Origin of the sequence: Halomonas sp. M20 (assembly GCF_020622265.1) — a bacterium.
In the GTDB taxonomy this organism is placed as follows: domain Bacteria; phylum Pseudomonadota; class Gammaproteobacteria; order Pseudomonadales; family Halomonadaceae; genus Modicisalibacter.
The window spans coordinates 39,296-61,230 of record NZ_JACNMQ010000010.1 but is presented as its reverse complement, the minus strand read 5'-3'; the positions used below and the strand labels follow the sequence as shown (position 1 = coordinate 61,230).

19 protein-coding genes are annotated in these 21,935 nt (G+C 59.3%); 14 read left to right on the top strand and 5 right to left on the bottom strand.

Annotated features, from left to right (window positions below; translation table 11 throughout):
• The first annotated feature begins 161 nt into the window (after positions 1-161).
• The 3 genes from leuS to holA are packed head-to-tail and all read left to right on the top strand — an operon-like array spanning position 162 to position 4,318.
• Complete coding sequence (leuS, locus tag H7850_RS17865) at positions 162-2,747, top strand: leucine--tRNA ligase (protein WP_227370844.1); 2,586 nt, start codon at positions 162-164, stop codon at positions 2,745-2,747.
• Between the two features lie 15 nt (positions 2,748-2,762).
• The gene (lptE, locus tag H7850_RS17860) at positions 2,763-3,263 is read left to right on the top strand and encodes an LPS assembly lipoprotein LptE (protein WP_227370843.1); all 501 of its coding nucleotides are present in this window, start codon (positions 2,763-2,765) and stop codon (positions 3,261-3,263) included.
• On the top strand, positions 3,260-4,318 hold the full coding sequence (holA, locus tag H7850_RS17855) for a DNA polymerase III subunit delta (protein WP_227370842.1): 1,059 nt from the start codon (positions 3,260-3,262) through the stop codon (positions 4,316-4,318). The genes lptE and holA overlap by 4 nt, the downstream gene beginning before the upstream one ends.
• On the opposite strand, the gene H7850_RS17850 is transcribed toward holA, so the two are convergent.
• The gene (locus H7850_RS17850; protein WP_227370841.1) at positions 4,242-5,537 is read right to left on the bottom strand and encodes an MFS transporter; all 1,296 of its coding nucleotides are present in this window, start codon (positions 5,535-5,537) and stop codon (positions 4,242-4,244) included. The two genes, holA and H7850_RS17850, sit on opposite strands and share 77 nt — an antisense overlap.
• Before the next feature lie 238 nt (positions 5,538-5,775).
• Between H7850_RS17850 and H7850_RS17845 the strand changes: the two genes are divergently transcribed.
• Positions 5,776-6,126, top strand: coding sequence for a GntR family transcriptional regulator (locus H7850_RS17845; RefSeq protein ID WP_227370840.1), 351 nt, complete (start codon positions 5,776-5,778; stop codon positions 6,124-6,126).
• A gap of 173 nt (positions 6,127-6,299) precedes the next feature.
• On the opposite strand, the gene H7850_RS17840 is transcribed toward H7850_RS17845, so the two are convergent.
• Positions 6,300-7,286 (bottom strand): sigma-54 interaction domain-containing protein, encoded by a 987-nt coding sequence (locus tag H7850_RS17840; RefSeq protein WP_227370877.1) that lies wholly within the window; start codon positions 7,284-7,286, stop codon positions 6,300-6,302.
• A 747-nt stretch (positions 7,287-8,033) separates the two neighbouring features.
• Between H7850_RS17840 and H7850_RS17835 the strand changes: the two genes are divergently transcribed.
• The 3 genes from H7850_RS17835 to H7850_RS17825 all read left to right on the top strand — a co-directional run bounded on the left by H7850_RS17835 (position 8,034) and on the right by H7850_RS17825 (position 10,045).
• On the top strand, positions 8,034-8,882 hold the full coding sequence (locus tag H7850_RS17835) for a CsgG/HfaB family protein (protein ID WP_227370839.1): 849 nt from the start codon (positions 8,034-8,036) through the stop codon (positions 8,880-8,882).
• Positions 8,866-9,597: a hypothetical protein gene (locus H7850_RS17830; protein WP_227370838.1), complete on the top strand. Its 732-nt coding sequence runs from the start codon at positions 8,866-8,868 to the stop codon at positions 9,595-9,597. Before H7850_RS17835 ends, H7850_RS17830 begins: the two co-directional genes overlap by 17 nt.
• A gap of 61 nt (positions 9,598-9,658) precedes the next feature.
• Positions 9,659-10,045, top strand: a complete 387-nt coding sequence (locus H7850_RS17825) for a hypothetical protein (RefSeq protein WP_227370837.1) — start codon at positions 9,659-9,661, stop codon at positions 10,043-10,045.
• 204 nt (positions 10,046-10,249) lie between these two features.
• Here H7850_RS17825 and H7850_RS17820 read toward each other — a convergent pair whose 3' ends face one another.
• Entirely contained in the window at positions 10,250-10,534 is a 285-nt protein-coding gene (locus H7850_RS17820; RefSeq protein WP_227370836.1) for a hypothetical protein, read from the bottom strand.
• A gap of 207 nt (positions 10,535-10,741) precedes the next feature.
• Between H7850_RS17820 and hutC the strand changes: the two genes are divergently transcribed.
• The gene (gene hutC / locus H7850_RS17815) at positions 10,742-11,452 is read left to right on the top strand and encodes a histidine utilization repressor (RefSeq protein WP_227370835.1); all 711 of its coding nucleotides are present in this window, start codon (positions 10,742-10,744) and stop codon (positions 11,450-11,452) included.
• Between the two features lie 13 nt (positions 11,453-11,465).
• On the opposite strand, the gene H7850_RS17810 is transcribed toward hutC, so the two are convergent.
• Positions 11,466-12,806: a YjiH family protein gene (locus H7850_RS17810; protein ID WP_227370834.1), complete on the bottom strand. Its 1,341-nt coding sequence runs from the start codon at positions 12,804-12,806 to the stop codon at positions 11,466-11,468.
• 272 nt (positions 12,807-13,078) lie between these two features.
• Between H7850_RS17810 and hutI the strand changes: the two genes are divergently transcribed.
• From hutI to H7850_RS17780, 6 genes are all read left to right on the top strand, one after another.
• Positions 13,079-14,290 carry an imidazolonepropionase gene (hutI, locus tag H7850_RS17805; RefSeq protein WP_227370833.1) on the top strand — a complete coding sequence of 404 codons (1,212 nt, stop codon included), beginning with the start codon at positions 13,079-13,081 and terminating at the stop codon, positions 14,288-14,290.
• Entirely contained in the window at positions 14,280-15,287 is a 1,008-nt protein-coding gene (locus H7850_RS17800) for a formimidoylglutamase (protein ID WP_227370832.1), read from the top strand. Before hutI ends, H7850_RS17800 begins: the two co-directional genes overlap by 11 nt.
• A gap of 48 nt (positions 15,288-15,335) precedes the next feature.
• A complete protein-coding gene (gene hutU, locus H7850_RS17795; protein WP_227370831.1) occupies positions 15,336-17,030 on the top strand; it encodes a urocanate hydratase in 1,695 nt (564 codons plus the stop codon).
• Positions 17,027-18,565, top strand: coding sequence for a histidine ammonia-lyase (gene hutH / locus H7850_RS17790; RefSeq protein ID WP_227370830.1), 1,539 nt, complete (start codon positions 17,027-17,029; stop codon positions 18,563-18,565). Before hutU ends, hutH begins: the two co-directional genes overlap by 4 nt.
• Before the next feature lie 76 nt (positions 18,566-18,641).
• A complete protein-coding gene (locus tag H7850_RS17785) occupies positions 18,642-19,988 on the top strand; it encodes a Na+/H+ antiporter family protein (protein ID WP_227370829.1) in 1,347 nt (448 codons plus the stop codon).
• A 16-nt stretch (positions 19,989-20,004) separates the two neighbouring features.
• Positions 20,005-20,844, top strand: coding sequence for a phytanoyl-CoA dioxygenase family protein (locus H7850_RS17780; protein ID WP_227370828.1), 840 nt, complete (start codon positions 20,005-20,007; stop codon positions 20,842-20,844).
• Between the two features lie 47 nt (positions 20,845-20,891).
• Here H7850_RS17780 and H7850_RS17775 read toward each other — a convergent pair whose 3' ends face one another.
• A complete protein-coding gene (locus tag H7850_RS17775; RefSeq protein WP_227370827.1) occupies positions 20,892-21,836 on the bottom strand; it encodes a LysR substrate-binding domain-containing protein in 945 nt (314 codons plus the stop codon).
• Positions 21,837-21,935 lie beyond the last annotated feature (99 nt).

Here is a 21,935-nt window from a genome sequence, read left to right as displayed (position 1 = left end):
CCTACCTGCAGGGGCATGTCTAGGGTATCCTTGTGAACAGCATAACCACTATCGACATTTACCTCGACCAGGTTTCTAACATATTGTGCAGCCGCGTATTCTTGCCTCGACGACAAGACACGATCCAGGCTGCGACCCAAGCAAGGTGCCCCGCGAAAACGATGGATACACAGTATACGCCCCACAGCATCGAACAAGCCGCTCAGCAGTTCTGGGACAAGCACCAGTGCTTCAAGGCCATCGAAGACGCGACCCGCGAAAAGTTCTACTGCCTATCGATGTTCCCCTACCCTAGCGGCAAACTCCATATGGGGCATGTACGCAATTACACCATCGGCGACGTCATCTCCCGTTTTCAGCGCATGCAGGGCAAGAACGTACTACAGCCCATGGGCTGGGATGCTTTCGGGATGCCGGCGGAAAACGCGGCGATCAAGAATCGCGTACCGCCGGGGGAATGGACCTATCAGAATATCGATTACATGCGAGCGCAGTTGAAGGCGTTGGGCTTCGCCTACGACTGGAATCGCGAGTTCGCTACCTGTGACGTGGACTATTACCGCTGGGAGCAGTGGTTTTTCACCAAGCTGGTGGACAAGGGGCTGGTCTACAAGAAGATGGCCACGGTCAACTGGGACCCGGTGGACAACACCGTGCTGGCCAATGAGCAGGTCATCGACGGGCGCGGCTGGCGCTCCGGCGCACCGGTCGAACGCAAGGAAATCCCGCTGTGGTTCCTGAAGATCACCGACTACGCCGATGAACTATTGACGGACCTGGACAAGGTCGACTGGCCGGAACAGGTCAAGACCATGCAGCGCAACTGGATCGGCAAGTCCCGGGGCGTTGAGCTGGCTTTTGATGTCGTCGGCAATCGTATAGTCGATGAAGCGGACGTACTGCGCGTCTATACCACTCGTCCCGACACCCTGATGGGAGTAACCTACCTGGCCGTGGCCGCCGGCCATCCGCTGGCAAAAGCTGCCGCCGCAGATGATTCGGAGCTGGCAGGCTTTCTTGAGGAGTGTAGCCATGGCAGCACTTCGGAAGCGGATCTCGCCACCATGGAAAAACGCGGCATGGACACCGGCTTCAAGGCGGTGCATCCACTATCGGGGCGCGAAGTGCCGGTCTATGTCGCCAATTTCGTGCTGATGGAATACGGCACCGGTGCGGTCATGGCGGTACCTGCCCACGACCAGCGCGACTGGGAGTTCGCCACCAAGTACGGCCTGTCCATCGAGCCTGTTATCGCGGATGAAAACGGCCAGGTGCCGGATATCAGCGAAGGCGCCTACGGTGAACACGGCAAACTGATCAATTCCGGCGAGTTCGACGGCCTTGAATTCGACGCGGCATTTGATGCCATCGCCGCGCGGCTGGCGGATCAAGGCCAGGGTGAGATCAAGACTAATTTCCGCCTACGGGATTGGGGTGTGGCGCGTCAGCGCTACTGGGGCGCGCCGATTCCCGTCAAGTACGGGCCCGAGGGCCAAACCGTGCCGCTCTCCGACGACGAACTGCCGGTGGCATTGCCCATGGAAGTCGAAGTCGATGCCAGCGGCTCTCCGCTCAAGAAGATGCCGGCGTTTTATGATCTCGGCAACGGCTGGAGTCGGGAAACCGATACCTTCGACACCTTCATGGAATCGAGCTGGTATTACGCCCGCTTCGCCTGTGCCGACAATATGGACGCCATGCTGGACGAGCGCGCCGACTACTGGCTGCCGGTGGATCTGTATATCGGCGGCATCGAACACGCCATCCTGCATCTGCTCTATGCCCGCTTCTTCCACAAACTGATGCGGGATTTCGGCTTGTTAAAAAGCGACGAACCCTTCAAGCGCCTGCTGACCCAGGGCATGGTCATCGCCGAAACCTTCTACCGGGAGGCCAACAACGGCGGTAAGGACTGGTTCAATCCGGCGGAGGTCGAGGTCACCCGGGACGACAAGGGCCGGCCTATCAGCGCCGCCCTTGACGGCGATGGCCAGCCGGTGCAGATGGGCGGCATCGAGAAGATGTCCAAGTCGAAGAACAACGGCGTCGACCCTCAGGCCATGATCGATCGTTTTGGCGCCGATACCGTGCGCCTGTTCATGATGTTCGCCGCCCCTCCCGAGCAATCTCTGGAGTGGTCGGACTCCGGCGTCGAGGGCGCGCATCGCTTTCTCAAGCGCTTGTGGCGTCTGGTCGCCGAGCATATCAACGCCGGCACGCCCGGCACCTTCGACACCGATTCTCTCAACGACGAGCAGCGCACGTTACGTCGCAAGACTCACGAAACCATCAAGAAGGCCAGCGACGACATCGGCCGTCGTACCACCTTCAACACTGCGATTGCCGCGGTGATGGAGCTTAGCAATGAGGTGAGTAAATTTGCAGACACCTCACCCTCAGGGCTCGCGGTTACACGGGAAGCCCTCGAAGCCTGTGTGCTGCTTTTGGCCCCGATCACGCCCCACGCCTGTCATGCGCTGTGGAGCGAACTTGGCCACGAGGAGCCCGTGATCGACGCCGCCTGGCCCGAAACCGACGAGTCTGCCCTGGTCAAGGACAGCATCGAACTGGTGGTTCAGGTCAACGGCAAGCTACGCGCACGGATCGAGGTGGACACGAACGCCAGCAAGGACAGCATCGAAGCCCTGGCCGTGGACAATGAGAACGTCCAGCGGCATATAGAAGGCAAGACGCTGCGCAAGGTTATCGTCATTCCCGGCAAGCTGGTCAATATCGTTGCCAATTGATACAAGGAGCCGCTCGTGAAGCGCCGTACTTTCCTTACCCGTTCGCTGAGCCTGCTTGCCGTGAGCATGGCCGGAATAGCCTTGACCGGCTGCGGCTTTCAACTCCGCGGCCTCGATCAACAAGCGCTGGGGTTCGACAAGCTGGATTTGAACGCGCCCCCAACTGGGTTTACCGATGAGCTCAAGCGCCGCCTTGCCAATGACGGCGTGGCGCTTACCGACGACGCCCCGCTGCGCCTGAATATCGGAAATCCGAGAACGAGTGAAGTCGCACTGGGAGGCGGCGACCTCAATTATGAAGAGGTGGAGTTGAACCTGGCGGTTCCGTTCTCGGTGCAGCGCAGCAGCGACAATGCCTATGTACTGGATCAGCAAGTCATCGAAGTCGTCACCACCTACCAGGCCAGCGATGGCAATCTACTGGTACGGGATGACCTGCGTGACCAGACCGTGGAAACGCTTCAGCGTGATGCCATACGCCAGCTACTGGAACGATTGCGTACTCTCAAGCAATGAAAGTATTTCCCGACAAGCTCCCCGAGGCGCTCGGCAAGCGCCTGCCGCCGGTGATCGTCGTTGCCGGCGATGAGCCGCTGATTCACATGGAAGCCTGCGACTCAGTGCGAGCCGCGGCCCGAAAGCAGGGCATCGAGGAACGTGAGATCCTGCATGTAGAGGGCAACTTCCAATGGGGTCGGCTGACCGAGTCCGCCGCCAGCATGTCGCTGTTCGCGTCGAGCAAGCTGATCGAGCTGCGGCTGGGCAATCAGTCTCCGGGCCAGGAAGGCAGCAAGGCCCTCGACGCCTATGCAGAGCAAGCCAAGCATAGCGATGACGTCCTGTTGGTATCTGCAGCACGGCTGGATTACAAACAACAGCAGAGCAAATGGTTCAAGGCGCTGGACAAGATCGGCCTGTTCGTGCCGGTATGGCCGGTGGATCATCAGCGCTTGGGCTTCTGGATGCGCGACCGTGCATCACAGCACGGGCTACAGCTGGATATGGATGCGGCGCGGCTGCTCGGCGAGCGCACCGAAGGCAATCTGCTGGCCGCGGACCAGGAACTACAGAAACTCGCCCTGATCATGCCGCCCGGTGCGCGGCTCAACGCCGAGGCCATTGCCAGCGGTGTCGAGGACAGCGCCCGCTATGATGTCTTCACGCTTACCGACGCCTGTTTACGCGGTGAGAGTGAACGCGCGGTGCGTATCGTCCAAGGACTACGCGGCGAAGGCATCGAAGCGCCGGTGGTACTCTGGGCATTGACTCGGGAACTGCGCACCCTGCTTTCGCTGCAGCAACTCCTGGACCAGGGTCAGAGCATCGAGCACGCCTGCAAGGCCCAGCGTCCGATGATTCCCGACAAGCGCCGAGCCAACTATCAGCAGGCGTTGCAGCGACTGCCCCATCGCCGTCTGCACAAGCTGCTGCTGTTCTCTCAACGCATCGATCTGGCGATAAAAGGCGCCGCCACCCTACCGCTTTGGGACGCGCTCAACGACCTGGCCCTGACCCTGGCCGGCGGGCGCGGGTTATTGGCGGAGTCGCCGCTGTCCTATAAGGTGGGATAGCTTTTAGTCGCGCTTTATCTACTGGTTCGTTGCCATTGCCTTGCCGGTCGCTGAAGCAGTACACCAGCGTCGCCAGCCCGAGGGCGCCGGTCAGCAGGATGAACAGCAATCGATACTGCTCGCTTGGGGCCATTTGCATCTCATCGGCCAGAGTCATCATCCAGCCACTGAAGCTTTGAATCAATGCGACACCGACAAAGCTCATCGCCGTCAGAAACGCCATTCCCCGACCGTGATAGGCCGGGGCCAGAAAGCTCCGGCAGTGGGACATCAACAGCGGGTAGTTGAACCCGAAGAGCCCCACCGCAACGAAGGCCCACATCGCGAAGTAAGGCCCTTCGGCGGGAAAGGCTACCAGCAAAGACAAGGGAACCAGGGTCAATATCGAGGTAACGATCACCAACCGTCGGGTGTTTTGCAACCACCTGTCCAGCGCACCCAGCATGAAAGTGCCGGCGCCCAACGCGATCGACATCGCCAGGATGATATTGCCCCGTTCGCCGGTATCGAGCCCGAACACCTCGGCCAGATAGGGGCCGCTCCAGAGCCCGCGGATGGTTATCAGCACTGCATAGCTTGCCAGAAACATCGGGATGATTGGCCATAATCCCCGGATGGTTGTGACGCGAGCCATTCCTCGCAACATCACTGTCAGCGAATAATTCACGCTATCAGGCCGGTCGGGCTTCAGCCCCCATAGGCAGGCGCTGGCGGATAGTGCCGACAGCCCCATGATCAGCAGCAGCGCCGTCCGCCAGCCCAACCACTCGGTCATCATGGCCAGCGGCGTGGTGCCAAGCAGGTCGCCAGTGCTGCCGATGGCGATCACCAGGGCGGTAAAATAGGCAAAACGCTCGGAGGAATAATGGCGACCGATAAACAGCATCGTGCCGGTGAATATGGGCGCACAGCCGACGCCGATCAACACCTGCCCCGCAAAGGCGAGCGAGGGTGATTCCGCCATCGAAAAGAGCGCTGTGCCCGCTACTGCCAGCCACATGAAAAGGCCGATACTCAGCCGTGTGCCAAGCCGATCCAGTGCCAGCCCCGTGGGTATTTGGGCGATGGCAAAGCTGACGAAGAAGGTCGACGACAACAACCCCAGACCACTTTCGCCGATAGCCAGATCCGCCGAGATTTCGGGTGCGATCACAGAGATCATGCCGCGATAGAACAGGCTGATCGCATAGGCGAAACAGAGTATCAACAAGTCACGCATGCAGGCCTATCCATCGGCAGAAATTGAACCCTCATGTATACCTCCATGTATAGGGGAGCAGCTTACTTTCTGAACGAGCTTAACGCAGTTGCCATCCTGTTTCAGGCCCGACTCATTGCTATGCAGTCATGATCCACGCAGTCGTTTTACTCGTCTGACCATCGCGTAGGATGCTGGCAGGCCCGGCAACGGGTAGACTAAGCGACACTCTACCTGGCTAAGGGACTCATCGCAGATCATGGGCAGCACTTTCTCGCTCTACCTGCAGATTCAGCAGCACCTACTGGAAAGGATAACTAGCGACGACTATCCGATGCACTATCAAATCCCGCCCGAGGAACTGCTGGCACGAAATTTCGGCGTCAGCCGCATGATCGACAACCAGGCGATTCGTGAGCTGGTACAGCAGGGTTATCTGGTCCACCAGCCGGGGCTGGGTACCTTTGTCACCGATCACCAGGCCGAGTCCTCGTTGCTTGATGTCACCAATATCGACGAGGAGGTGCGGAGGCTCGCGTTCACCTCAGCGACGGCCGCGTGCTGGAAAGCCAACCCTGCGAGGCTCGCGGCAACCCGACCACCCCCCTGAGCGATGACAAAATTGTCGCCAAGTTTCATGCGCTTGCCGACCCGGTACTGGGTGCACGCAGCGATGCTCTGAGAGCCTGAATCACCACCCTAGAAGAACGCCCGGTCGGCACGATCTCCTGAGCGTGTTGCAGGCAGCGCCATGACGGGCACGCCCAAGTCCTGCCTCGAGATTTACGAGGCACCTTTCCAGGCCAGCCGCTTGCGATACAATGTGGAGGCCGCTACTTCGAGGATGGCCGCGGCACGGGGAACATTGCCTCCGCACTCGACGATCGCCTGTTCGATGGCATCGCGCTCCACCATCCATAGTGGACGCAAGACAGAGGAAGCGCCTCTGATCGCCGGCTTATCTTCCGACATACCGCCCAGGGGCGTCACAGGCAAGTTGAGCATCGACTCAGTCAATACGACGCCGTCGTGCATCACCACGGCGCGTCGAATCACATTCTCCAACTCGCGCACATTGCCAGGCCATGAATAGCGTAGTAATGCCTGTTCGGCACCCTGGCTCAGACGCTGGAATGCTCGCTTTTCAGCCGCTGTATAGCGCTCCAGCAGCGCACTGGCAACCTCGATGATGTCCCCGCCACGCTCACGCAAAGGCGGTAGCATGACCGGAACGACATGGAGGCGGTAATACAGATCTTCTCTAAAACGTCTCTGCCTGACCCGCTCGGCGGGGTCGGCATTGGTCGCACAGACGATGCGACAATTGACGGCACGCGACGTGGTCGCTCCCACGGGAACCACGTGCCCAGTCTGGAGAAATCGCAGCAGTTTCCCCTGCATTTCCAGGCTAAGCTCAGCCACTTCATCCAGGAAAAGCGTCCCGCCATCAGCAGCAGCTGCATAGCCCACTTGATTGCGAACCGCCCCGGTAAACGCACCTTTCAGGTGACCAAAAAGTTGTGATTCCAGCAAGTCGGCTGGTATTGCCGCACAATTAACTGCGATGAATGGACCCTGCCAACGTGCACTGTATAGATGGAGCACTTCGGCACAAAGCTCCTTCCCCGTTCCACTTTCTCCGGTGACGAATACAGGAGCCTCCGACCGAGCGACCAGGCGCAATGCTTGATAAATCGCCTGCATCGACGTCGATGTGCCAATGAATTTTCCGAGCGGCTTCCCAGTGGCTGTCTGACATCCATAAGGCATGGAGTCGCTTCCCGGCACAGGATCAAGGCGACTTCCTCTTCCACTCGCTAGCCGAAAAACATCTACGGAATTTCTGAACGCGCCGCTTGCCTTACCTACTGAATCCCGTGGTATATCCCCTGCGTTCTCACTGGTGTAACCGTTTGTTTTTGTGATTAATGGTTTCATATAAAAAGCTCTTGGCTAATCGAGAAAACCATGCAGAAAAAGAAAAAAAGACTTTACGAATAGTAGGTCTACCGTTTCCAATTTTCAACAACAGAGTGAAAATATACAAAAAATACACAAAACATAATCAATTAATAAAATAACAATCAATCAAATACAAGCCTCTTATTAGTAAAGCTTTTTTAATATACTCAATCAGCTTATCCACCTCTGCCAACTCAACATCTCCGCAAAAAAACTTAAACCCCCACACTCAACAAAACCTTCCTAACCATTTTTTCAAGAAGTTCGATTGTTAGCTTGACTCTTATTTGACCAATTACTTAATGCCAACACGACCAAAGCTCTATTACTTGAGGAAGAGTCTCTTATACGCCTCTCACCAACAAAAAAAACCACCTTCATAAAAACACGTTACTCAGTATTTTCGAATTGCTTTGTTTTTTGCAAAAAGAGAAACCGTGAATACCTATCGGAAACAAGGCAACACATTGCTTTTTAAAAAAAACAAAAGCTGGCACGAACTGTGCTTATTATTTGGCAGGGGAACAAAGAAAATTAACACGAGAATAAAAACTAATGATCAAACTCAGCCATTGCCTTGCCTGGTGCCTCGCCGGGATGATGAGCGGGTGCGCCACCGTCGAACCCGACTTCAATACCGTCATGCCAGTGACTGGCCCACCCGTGACGTCCAACAATACGCCCTACTCGGAATGCCTGGCTGCTCTTGATGACATCAAGGGCGCCAACCGCCTTCCTGTCATTGCCGTGGGTCAGATCGCAGACAAGACCGGCCAGCGGACGTACTCAACGCTGACCGAGAGTACTGCCCTGACACAAGGTGTCTCGGAGATGCTGATCAGCGCCTTGTTCAAGTCAGGAAAGGTCGAGTTGACCGAGCGGCTCGATGTGAGGGTCCCCTTGGCGGAGCAACAACTGGTAGAACGCAAGGCTATGGCCTATGCCCCGGTGCCGATCGCCGTGCTACCGGCCAATTTCACGATCCTGGGTGCGCTGACCGAGCTCAATTACAACATTGCCAGTGGCGGCACACGACTTTATGTCAGCGGCATCGGTGCCAGCGTGCGCACTGCCGTGATCAATGTCGGACTCGACCTGCGCCTGGTGGATGTGCGCAGTTTCCGGACGCTGTATGTCTCCACCCTGCAAAAGCAGATCGTCGGGTACGAGGTGGAGGCAGGGGTATTCCGCTTCTTCGGCAACCAACTCATCGAATTCGACTCCGGCGCTGTGAGGAATGAGCCCCTGCAGCTCGGTGTTCGATCGGTCGTGGAAATGGGTGCATACCAGATCCTGACCGAAGGCCTGGGCCTACCGGTCCCCGACAGGGCAGCCTGTCAGCCGCAAGCCGGGCATTACCTAGCCGTAAAACAAGAGGAACGCAACAATGAAAAAAATCAATAAGCTAGCTCTCGCAGTGAGTGCCGCAAGCGCAGTGATGCTGAGCATCTCTCAGGCTCAGGCCTTCGATCGATCCGACTGGGATTGGGAACTCGATGTCGACACCAATATCGAGCAGGACATCGATATCGACGTCGACCTCGATGACCCTAATGGGCTGGCCCTGGTGGAAGTCGACCAAGAGTTCGACGGTAGCCTCAAAGCCGTGAGCAAGGTCACGGACATCAACAACGCCAGCGAGAAGAACATCCATGTGACCGGGAGCCTGTTTCCGACCTCGCTGGATATCGACGTCACCTACTCCGGCACTGGACTAGGCGCCTTGGGTGAAATCGAGAGCACGGCAACCGCCGTAGCCAACAACGCGAGTATCGAGACAGATGTTCAGACCAACCTCGACTCGTTCCAGGACTGGGACGGCTCGGGCAGTATCGAGGCCATCTCCCATGTCGCCCACATCAACAACATGACCGTGGATAGCGCGGCGACCGCCGTCGGCAACAACCTGTCGCTGGAACTGAAGACCAAGAGCGGCGACGACTCCATCCTGCTGGCGAATGTCGTTCAGGATGGCCGGGGCTACGTTTCCGCCAACTCGATGGTCCACGATGTCGACCTGCATGACGTGACGCCCAAGGGCTTCGAGGGACCGGAAATCAGCTCCGCTGCCACCGCCGTGGGCAACAATGTCAGCGTCAAGCTGAACGGTGTCAACTAACCTACTCTATATACTGTCAAGGAATCGGGGGGCCCCGCCCCCCGAACCGAGGAGGCAACACGTGACTCGGCTCAAGAAACACAGGCGACACCCCATCGCCAGCGTGATGCTAGCGCCACTGGCGGGCGGAATGCTTCTCGCCGCTGCCGCAGCACATGGCCAGTCGCTGATCGGACCGCAACCCTATGATTTCCCGGCACGCAGCGGCCAGGCGGCCCTGATTCTCTACGAGGGCAAGAAGACCGCCTCGCACAGTGGGTCGGGTGGCGAGACGACCGTTTACAGCAACACCACGATTTCGGCAACCAACTGGCAACAGGTCGAGATGACCCTCGGCGACGATGCCGAAGCCACCATGGTCACCGATTCCAGTCAAACCTCCGATGGGGGGACGGCCAACGCCGATTCGGAATTCTTCAATACACTGGCAAACTCTTTGGCGGAATGATCCTGCCCGGGCCTCTCCCCGGAGCCCGGGCGCACACTCCGAGTGTCTGGATGCCTTCACTCCCCCATCGAACGCCCGCAAGACCCCGTCTGCGCCTGGAGCTGGTCGAGTCCGGTTCTGCTGCCCGCTCAAGATACAGACGCAGCACGGGCCGTAGGCCTCGGGATCGAGGGCCACGGCGCGACGCAGAGCCGCGATCCGCACTCAGCGCACCTCGGCGACCTCCTGGGGGGCGGCGGCAATGCGAAGACGGCCACGCTCACCACTGGCAACGGTGGCGACAAATAAGCGCACGACCTCATTCTCGGTCAGTCCATGGCCCACGTCAGCCGCGTAGTGCAAGGTTCCCGCCGGCCGAACCGGAAAACCGTCTTGGCCAGTGCTAGAGGTTTGGAGAAGCGGCCCTACCATTCGCACCGTGCTCAGTACCGCCAACCACATGAACAAGCTGATCGCGTAGGCGAAACAGAGCATCAACAACTCGCGCATATAGTCGTACTCTCGGCCAAGGAGTGAAACGTGAGAAAATGGTAACTTGCTATCGGAATAAGCTTAACGCAGTCATCGCCTGACTTCAGTGTCGCCTCTTGCTCAAGCATGCCTCAACTGCCTGAAAGCCGCGCAGGGTGCCAGCACGATCGGTGACAGGTAGACTAGGCGTGACACTATTCCCGGCGAAAGGATTCATTGCAAACCATGGGCACCTCTCCCCCGCGCTATCTGCAGATTCAGCAGCATCTTCTGGAGCGCATTCACGGCGGCGACTATCCAGCCCATCATCAGATCCCCCCCGAAGAGCAGCTGGCCCGGGATTTCGGCGTCAGCCGCATGACCGCCAACAAGGCGATTCGTGATCTGGTGCAGCAGGGTTATCTGGTCCGCCAGCCGGGGCTGGGTACCTTTGTCACCGATCGCAAGGCCGAGTCCTCGTTGCTGGATGTCACGAATATTGCCGAGGAAGTACGAGGACGCGGCCACGACTACCGCAATGAGGTGTTGACCAGCGAAGCCATCGAGGCAGACGACGAAGTCGCGCTTCGACTAGGCGTGCGCCTCGGCACGCGAGTCTTTCATACCCTGTTGATTCACTTCGAGAACGACACGCCGATCCAGCTGGAGAACCGCTTCGTCAATCCCCGCTGGGTGCCAGACTATCTCGATACCGATTTTACCCGCCATACTCCCAACGAAATATTGGTAGCCGCCTGCCCCATCTCCGACATCGAACATATCGTCGAGTCGGTCTTACCGGACACTCAGGCTGCGACGTGGCTGGCCATCGATGCCGCTACTCCCTGCCTTAGCATGACGCGGCGAACCTGGTCTGGTGAACACCTGATCAGCTACGCCCGGCTGCTGCATCCCGGCGACCGCTACAAGTTGCGCTCGTCGGTGCATCGGCAATAGGACTTCTTTATTTTCAGCTACCGATAAGCGCCTGGGCCAGGTAACCAGCCGGCACGGCGAGAAACAGGCTCAATGCCATGCGCAGGAACCAGACCACCACGATGCGTCCCACCGAGAGCGGGATCGTGGTCGACAGGATGCAAGGGATCGATGCGGAAAAGAACAGCACCGAAGATACCGAGACGACTGCCGTGGCAAAGCGTGTGACAAAGTCTGCCTCGGTCATTAGCAGTGCCGGCAGGAACATCTCGGCAAGCCCAGCTGCACTGGCCTGAGCCAACGCCATCGCCTCATCCAGCCCCCACAGTGCTGTGATCGGATAAAATACCAGCCCCAGCCACTCGAACAGCGGTGTGTATTTGGCGAGCAACAAGCCAATCAATCCCACCGACATGATTGATGGCAGGATACTGATCGCCATTATCAAGCCTTCCTTGAAATTCAGCGCCACGCTGCGGCCCAGGCTCGGAGCTTGTTGCGCCGCATCGAGCCCGGTTCGCCAGGCAGTCACCATACGCTGTCCGCGTGGCACCATGGGCTCATCGATGCTCTTTTCATTATCCATCTTGCTCAGCGGCGGCAAACGTACGGTGATGGCCGTAACGGTAAACGTAATCAGCAGGGTCAACCAGAAATACAGATTCCAGACCGACATCAGATCCAGAGTCTTAGCCACGATGACCATGAATGTTGCCGATACCGTGGAGAAGCCCGTGGCGATGATTGCCGCTTCCCGCGTCGAATATTGCCCCGCCTGATAGACACGGTTGGTGATCAGCAGCCCGATCGAATAGCTGCCAACGAAGGATGCCACGGCATCGATCGCCGACTTCCCCGGTGTACGCCAAACGGGCCGCATGATCGGCTGCACCAGAATACCGATCAACTCCAACAAGCCGTAGCTGATCAGCAACGCCAGAAAGATTGCGCCAATCGGCACGATCAAGCCGACCGGGATCACCAGCTTATCGAACAGGAACGGTAGCATATCCGGAGTATGCAGCAGCGCCGGCCCCCAGCCACTCAATGCCATCAGCCCCGCAATGACGCCAAGCAGCTTGAGCACGGTGAAGATGCGTTCGGTAACACTGCGTCGCCAGCGACCCGTAACCAGCGGGTACGCCGCACCCGCAACTATCAGTACCAGCGCATACCAACCATCCGCCGCTCCCAACAAGACTCTCGCCCCACTGACCATGTGATCGAGCAAAATCGTCGTTCGCCCAGCCAGGGTCACCGGTACAAAGAAAAACAGGATACCTAGCAGGCTAGGTATGAGTAGCCGCAAGATCGTCTTCAGGGAGTGATGACACGCCGTATCGGTAGAATCAATCTTCTTACGCAAAGGGGACATACGCAGGCCTCGCAGTTCGTCGTTGTGCTTTCTTTATGTATATACAATAGCGCCAAAAGCAGTATCACGACATGGCGAACAGTCTCTCTACGACCAATGTCTAAGGGAGTTCTATTCGAAGAAAAATAAATATAAACCATTGAATTTTAATATTTAAACCTCTTATAAAGCCAAGGAGATCAAAACGATCGATGGCAATACCTTGACGCTAGCCGATGGCTAGCTTATTTGTATATACAATAAAGTTTCAAACCGATCTGCAAGGAGGCATCATGACCCGTTCGACCCGACTCCTCTGGCGCGACATCACGGTATTCGACGGCATCGAAGAGCTTCCCGAGCCGATGGCGGTGATGGTGCGCGATGGCCGAATCGAAAAACTGCAGCCGATGAAGGAGTTCGATGCGACCAGTGCTGCGGACAGCACCCTGGCCGGAAGCGGCGGCGTGATGACGCCGGGGCTGGTGGACTGCCACACCCACCTGGTATTTGGTGGCAATCGCGCCGACGAATTCGAGATGCGTCTCGAAGGCGCCAGCTACGAGGAGATCGCCAAGGCCGGCGGCGGCATTCTCAGCACCGTGCGCGCCACCCGGGAGGCCAGCGAGGAAGAGCTGTTCGACAAGGCCCTGCCACGCCTGCAGGCGCTGATCCACGACGGCGTGACCACGGTGGAGATCAAGTCCGGCTACGGGCTGAATGTCGAGGATGAACTCAAGATGCTGCGGGTCGCCCGGCGACTCGGCGAGGCGCTGCCGGTACGGGTCGTCACCACCCTGCTGGGTGCCCATGCCCTGCCGCCGGAATACGAAGGTGCAAGCGACGATTATATCGCCCTAGTGTGCGACGAGATGATTCCGGCCGCCGTCGCGGAAAACCTCGTCGACATGGTCGATGTGTTCTGCGAGAAGATCGCCTTTTCCGTAGCCCAGTGTGAGCGCGTCTTCCAGGCCGCCAAAGCCCATGGCCTGCCCATCAAGGCTCACGCGGAACAGCTCTCCAATCTGGGCGGTACCGCCATGGCGGCGGGCTATGGCGCACTCTCCGTGGATCATATCGAATATCTGGACGACGCGGGCATTGCGGCCATGCGCCAGGCCGGCAGCGTCGCCGTCATTCTGCCCGGCGCCTTTCATACCCTGCGCGAGACTCAACTGCCGCCTGTCCAGGCACTGCGCGACGCTGGCGTGCCCATGGCCGTCGCCACGGACTGCAACCCGGGCAGCTCACCGCTGTTCATGCCGAGCCTGATGCTCAACTTCGCCTGTACCCTGTTTCGTTTGACGCCCCGGGAGGCGTTGGCCGGTCTCACCGCCCAGAGCGCAAAGGCACTGGGTCAAAACGAACTGGGACGCATCGAGGAAGGCGCCGTCGCCGATCTCTGCGTGTGGGATATCCAACGTCCGGCGGAACTGGCCTATGCCGTGCAACCCGGCCGGCTGCGTCAGCGTCTGTTCCAGGGAGAACTCACCCATGGCCGCTGAGACCATCGATATGTCTGCCTGGACCGGACGCACGGATCCGGAAAGCGACAGCGAGCGCTGGCATCAGTGCATTCGGCCTATAGATCAGGCCGATGGCAAGGGCGTCGCCCTGCTCGGCTTTGCCTCGGATGCGGGAGTTAAGCGCAATCAGGGTCGACCCGGCGCCGCCAAGGGGCCTGAGGCGATCCGTCGCGCCCTGGCGCCGCTGGCCTGGCATCGCCAGGGCCTGGCGTTCGATGCCGGCGATGTGGTGTGCGAGGGCGATGCCTTGGAAGAGGCGCAGCAGCGTCTCGGTGAGCGCCTGGCCAACCTGCTCGACGCCGGCCATTTCCCGGTGGTGCTGGGAGGTGGCCACGAGATCGCCTTCGGCAGCTGGCAAGGGCTCGCCCGGCACCTGGAAGGCCAAGCCCCAGAAGATCAAGCCCCAGAAGATCAAGCCCCAGAAGATCAAGCCCTAAAAGATCAAAGCACCAAAGCGCCCAGGATCGGCATCGTCAACCTCGATGCGCACTTCGACCTGCGCGACCCGAGCCATGTGCGTTCTTCCGGCACGCCCTTTTCCCAGATCGCCGAGCAGTGCGAGCAGCGCGGCTGGCCGTTCAGGTACGCTTGCCTGGGCGTCAGCCGGGCCAGCAACACCCGCAACCTGTTCCAGCGTGCGGCGGAACTCAAGGTGCTGGTACGCGAGGATCGCGACTTCGTCGCCGCGCATCTCGAGAGCATCACCCGGGACCTGGAGCGGTTCGCCGCGCGCTGTGAGCACATCTACCTGACCATCGATCTCGACGTGCTGCCGGCCTGCGAAGCGCCGGGCGTCAGCGCGCCGGCGGCCCGTGGCGTGTCGTTGGCGCTGCTCGAACCCTTGATCGAGACGATCCGCGACAGCGGCAAGCTCCGGCTCGCGGACATCGCCGAACTCAACCCGGATTTCGATATCGATAACCGCACCGCCAGGGTGGCGGCGCGGCTCGTTCACCAACTGACCCTGACCGGCTGAGACGGCGTCACGGCCATCAGTCCACTTTCAATCATGAGGAACCCAAGCATGTCCATCGACGACAAGCGTCACGACCCTAGCCGCAAGATCGCCGCCCCCACCGGTAGCCAGCTCACCTGCAAGAGCTGGCTCACCGAGGCGCCCATGCGCATGTTGATGAACAACCTGCACCCGGACGTGGCCGAACGCCCTGAGGACCTGGTGGTCTACGGCGGGATCGGTCGCGCCGCCCGGGACTGGGAGTGCTACGACAAGATCGTCGAGACCCTGCAGCGCCTGGAAGACCACCAGACCCTGCTGATTCAGTCCGGCAAGCCGGTGGGCGTGTTCGAGACCCATAGGGACGCGCCCCGGGTGCTGATCGCCAACTCCAACCTGGTTCCCGCCTGGGCCAACTGGGAGCATTTCAACGAGCTGGATCGCAAGGGCCTGATGATGTACGGCCAGATGACCGCCGGTTCCTGGATCTACATCGCCTCCCAGGGCATCGTTCAGGGCACCTACGAGACCTTCGTCGAGGCCGGTCGCCAGCACTACGACGGCAACCTCAAGGGGCGTTGGATTCTCACCGCCGGCCTCGGCGGCATGGGCGGCGCCCAGCCCCTCGCCGCCAGCATGGCCGGTGTCTGCTCGCTGAACATCGAGTGTCAGCAGTCCCGCATCGACTTCCGCCTGCGTACCCGCTATCTCGACGAGCAAGCGGATGATCTCGACGACGCCCTCAAGCGCATCGAGAAGTACACCGCCGAAGGCAAGGCGATCTCCATCGGCCTGTGCGCCAACGCCGCGGATGTGCTGCCAGAGCTGGTCAAGCGCGGCGCCCGTCCGGATATGGTCACCGACCAGACCAGTGCCCACGATCCGCTGCACGGCTACCTGCCCTCGGGCTGGGGCTGGGACGACTATCTGGCCCGGGGCAAGACCGAGGCAGAGGCAGTGGTCAAGGCCGCCAAGCAGTCCATGGCGGTACACGTTCAGGCGATGCTCGATTTCCAGAAGATGGGCATTCCCACCTTCGACTACGGCAACAACATCCGCCAGATGGCTCAGGACGAAGGCGTGACGAATGCCTTCGACTTCCCCGGCTTCGTACCCGCCTACATTCGGCCGCTGTTCTGCCAGGGGATCGGCCCCTTCCGCTGGGCGGCGCTGTCCGGCGACCCGGAGGACATCTACAAGACCGATCAGAAGGTCAAAGAACTGATACCGGACGATCCCAATCTGCACAACTGGCTGGACATGGCCAAGGAACGCATTTCCTTCCAGGGACTGCCTGCGCGTATCTGCTGGATCGGCCTCAGAGACCGCGCCCGCCTCGGTCAGGCTTTCAACGAAATGGTCAGGAACGGCGAGCTCAAGGCGCCAGTGGTGATCGGCCGCGATCACCTGGACTCAGGCTCCGTGGCCAGCCCCAATCGCGAGACCGAAGCAATGCGCGACGGCTCGGACGCGGTCTCCGACTGGCCGCTGCTCAACGCCCTGCTCAACACCGCCGGCGGCGCCACCTGGGTATCGCTGCATCACGGCGGCGGCGTGGGCATGGGTTACTCCCAGCACGCCGGGGTGGTGATCGTCTGCGACGGCAGCGACGACGCCCATGCCCGAGTTGGACGCGTGCTGCGCAACGACCCGGGCACCGGGGTGATGCGCCACGCCGACGCCGGCTACGACATCGCCATCGAATCCGCCAAGGAAAACGGTCTCGACCTACCGATGATCAACGATCGTGGAGGCAAGCAATGAATCAACTGGAAATCTCTCCCGGCAATATGACCCTGGCGCAGATGCGCAAGGTGTTCGAGGCGGCGATCCAGGTCAACCTGCCGGATAGTGCCAACGCAGCCATTCAGCGCAGTGTCGATTGCGTCAACCAGGTGCTTGAGGATGACCGCACCGTTTACGGCATCAATACCGGTTTCGGCCTGCTGGCCCAGACGCGTATCGAGAAGGACCAGCTCAAGAATCTGCAAAGCTCGCTAGTGCTTTCTCATGCCACCGGCGTCGGCGAACCCATGGACGATGCCCTGGTGCGCCTGATCATGGTGCTCAAGGTCAATGCCCTGGCGCGGGGCTTCTCGGGCATTCGCCGCCAGGTGCTGGACGCGCTGATCGCGCTGATCAATGCCGAGGTCTACCCGCGCATTCCGCTCAAGGGTTCCGTGGGGGCCTCCGGCGACCTGGCGCCATTGGCCCATATGAGCGCCCTGCTGCTGGGTGAAGGCCAGGCGCGTTATCAAGGCAAGTGGCTGCCTGCCCGCCAAGCGCTGGAAGTGGCCGGCCTGACACCGCTGGCACTGGCGCCCAAGGAAGGTCTGGCACTGCTCAATGGCACCCAGGTCTCCACCGTCTATGCCCTACGCGGCCTGTTTGAAGCAGAAGACCTTTACGCCGCCGCGACCGTGTGTGGGGCACTAACCGTAGAAGCCACGCTCAGTTCACGCTCGCCCTTCGATGCGCGCATTCATGATGCTCGCGGTCAGCAGGGTCAGATCGATGCCGCTAGCGCCTATCGCCATTTACTCGGGGAGCGCAGCGTGGTCAGCGATTCGCATATCGATTGCGGCAAGGTCCAGGACCCCTATTCGCTGCGTTGCCAACCCCAGGTGATGGGCGCTTGCCTGGGCCAGATACGCCAGGTCGCTGCGATATTGGAAGTCGAAGCCAATGCGGTCTCCGACAACCCGCTTGTGTTCGCCGAGGGAGGCGACATCATCTCCGGGGGCAACTTCCACGCCGAGCCGGTGGCCATGGCCGCGGACAACCTGGCGCTCGCTATCGCCGAAATCGGCTCGCTGACCGAGCGGCGCATCTCGCTGATGATGGACAAGAATATGTCCCGGCTGCCGCCCTTCTTGGTGGAAAAAGGCGGCGTCAACTCCGGCTTCATGATTGCCCAGGTGACGGCTGCCGCCCTAGCCAGCGAGAACAAGGCCCTGGCGCATCCACATAGCGTCGACAGCCTGCCCACCTCCGCCAACCAGGAGGACCACGTCTCCATGGCGCCAGCCGCTGGCAAGCGCCTATGGGAAATGGCCGCCAACGTGCGCGGCACCATCGCCATCGAATGGCTGGCCGCCTGCCAGGGGCTGGACTTTCGCCAAGGGTTGACCACCACCGAGCCCCTGGAAACCGCACGCCAAGCCCTACGTGAACGGGTGCGCTACTACGACAAGGATCGTTTCTTCGCCCCGGATATCGAGGCAGCTATAGAACTGCTGGAAGAGCGCACCCTGAGCGGCTTGATTCCGGCGTCGCTCTTGCCGAGTCGATCAGCATGAGGTAAACAAAGACCCCGCGTCATCTAGACGCTGCAATCCCCGACATCCCGACAATCACAACACATAAGGGAAACAGATGAATGCAATCATACTCGCCGTCCTGATCATGGTGACCTTGAGTCTGCTGCGGGTCTCCGTGGTATTCGCCCTGATCGCCGCCGCTATCATTGGGGGTCTCTATGCCGGCTTGCCCGCCGGGGAGATCGTCACGGCCTTCAATGATGGCCTGGGCGGTGGTGCTCCGGTGGCGCTGGCCTACGCGACCCTGGGCGCCTTCGCGGTGATGCTGTCGCGCTCCGGCATCACCCAGCGCCTTTCCACTCGAATCATCGATACCTTTCAGGGCAGCGCGCAGACCCAGTCCCACGCGCGCATGGTCACCTGGGGTCTATTCGCCAGTCTGATCCTGGCCGGCTTCGCCTCGGGCACGATCATTCCGGTGCATATCGCCTTCATTCCCATTCTGGTGCCGCCGCTGCTGGTGATCATGAATCATCTGCAGCTCGATCGCCGCGCCGTGGCCTGCGCCATCACCTTCAGCATCACGGTGATGTACATGACCACGCCGATCGGCTTCGGCACCATCTTTCTCAACGACATCCTGATGGGCAACATCAACGAGGCCGGGCAAGCGCTCGACTTTCAGATCGGACGCGACGCTCCACCCAAGGCGATGATCATTCCGGCCCTGGGCATGGTGCTGGGGCTCGTCATTGCCATCTTCATCAGCTATCGCAAGAAGCGTCGCTACGAGGATCGGCCCATCGACGGCCAGGCAGAAAACAAGCAACAGCCTGCCAAGCTCAAGGCCTGGCAACTGGGCGTCATCATCGCTGCCCTGGTGGTCGCTCTGGTCATACAACTGTGGAGCGGTTCGATGATCTTCGGCGGCCTGGCCGGCTTCGCGCTGCTATCGTTCAGCGGCATCGTGCGTTGGGACGAACAGGACGGCGTCTTCACCCAGGGCATGCGCCTGATGGCCATGGTGGGGTTCATCATGATCGCCGCCGCCGGCTTCGCCGGGGTCATGAAGGCCACCGGCGAGATACCCGACCTGGTGCAGAGCTCCGTGGCATTGATCGGTGACAGTCGCGCCCTGGCGGCCTTGGTGATGCTGCTGGTCGGCCTGTTCATCACCATGGGCATCGGTTCGTCCTTCGCCACCATTCCGATCATCGCCGCCATCTATGTTCCGATGTGCTTGAGCTTCGGCTTCTCGGCGCTGGCCACCACCGCCCTGGTGGGAACCGCGGCGGCGCTGGGGGACGCCGGCTCGCCGGCCTCGGATTCGACGCTGGGCCCCACCGCCGGACTGGATGCAGACCACCAGCACGATCATATCTGGGATACGGTGGTACCGACGTTCCTGCACTTCAATATTCCGCTGATTGCGTTTGGCTGGTTAGCCGCCATGACACTCTAATGTCGAGGAGAAAACCATGACTCAACAATCTCACGCCGCCCCCTTGGTCACGCCCGAAATCGTCGAGGCCTATGCGCGGGACGGTGCCGTATGCATTCGCGGGCTGTTCAGCCAGGACCAGATCGATGAGTTGACCCAAGGCATCGAAGAAAATCTGCGCACCCCCAGCCCGCGTGCCAAGGTAGCCAGCGAGCCGGACGATCCCGGCTGGTTCTTCGAGGATTTCTGCAACTGGCAGGACAACGCGGCATACCGGCAATTCATCTTCGACTCCGCCGTCGGCGAAGTGGCCGCGCAGCTGATGCAGAGCCAGCAGGCGCGCCTGTACCACGATCACCTGCTGGTCAAGGAGCCCGGCACTCGCCAGCGCACGCCCTGGCATCAGGACCAGCCCTACTACAACGTAGAAGGTCACCAGAATGTCAGCATGTGGCTGCCGGTGGACCCGGTATCCCGCGATGCCACCCTGGAATTCGTCGCCGGTTCGCACAAGGGGCCCTGGCTGATGCCGCGCACCTTCATGGATAACCAGGCCAAGTGGTTTCCCGAAGGCAGCCTCGACGACCTGCCGGATATCGAGGCCAATCGTCGCGACTACACGATCCTCGGCTGGGCGCTGGAGCCCGGGGATGCGGTGTTCTTCAACATGCTGACGCTGCATGCCTCGGCGGGTGTCGACGGTAACCGGCGCCGCCGCGCCTTCTCGGTACGTTTTCTCGGCGACGACATGACCCATGCCCCTCGGCACTGGACGACCTCGCCGCCTTTCCCCGGCCTTGAAAAGGAGTTGGCGGCGGGCGCGCCCATGGACCATGAACTGTTTCCATTGTTGACCGACAAGCGTCGCGTGGCTTAATGACCACTGCTCTTCAGTTTATTGCTGGAGAGCAGTGGTGTCTTTCTTCACTCACGGGAGGCTGCAAAGAGCGCTTCTGTTGCATCTGATTGCTTTTTTCCTTGGGCGATAATCCAACGGTGAAACTGTCGACAATACGCACTATCAAACACACGATTCGACCAGGTGAAATAGTAGGATGACGGTAGTGACAATGGTTTCAAAAAAGGTGCCACCAAGCGCCCTGCCTCTAACTCTTGTCCAACCATTGCATATTGTGCCAACACAAAACCCTGCCCTTTAATTGCCGCCTGGATTGCCATGGCCGACAGCGAATAAACCCGATAACTGTCGTTGATACTACGATCCACTATCTGTTGATATTCGAACCAATCACGCCAGGAAGGTGGCGACGAAAACTTGGGTAGCCAATCGATGGAGAGCAACGGGTATTGCAGAATATCCTCAGGATTTTCAAGAGGCATTTTCTGGGTTAATAGTGTTGGACTACATACCGGAAAGACGCAGTCCCGAAAAAGCTCCGTCGCGTTTTCTGCTTCTCTAGCTCGGTCACTATACGTAATCCTGAAGTCGATCTCGTTACCGCCGAGTTCGGGTTCGGCATGACTGCCCTCCAGACGCATGTCTAGGCCTGGGTTTTGGCGATGCCAGTCATTGATTGACGGAAGAAGCCAAGTCGATAACAGCGACGGCAAGACACTTATACTCAAGCTGTTTCCTTTTTTCTTGTACTTGGCTTCAGCACTGGCAATCCTCAGGCTTTCAAAAGCCTCACTACAGCTTCCATGGTATTTTTTTCCCACCTGAGTCAGTCGAATTTTTCGACCATCTTTTTCTATCAACCGCAAACCCAATGCATCCTCAAGCAGCTTCACTTGTTGACTTACTGCGGCAGGTGATATCGCCAAGCGTCGTGCCGCTTCGGCGATGCTGACATAGCGCCCGACTGCTTCGAATACCTGTAGCGAACGTAGGGGAGGAAGATCGCTCATCATCACTTCTTAAGGTCAATGTTTAGCTATTCTAAACAATTCAAGCGCGTTTCTAAATTTTATTTTTTCATCAAAATTCTATACTGAAAACATAATAAA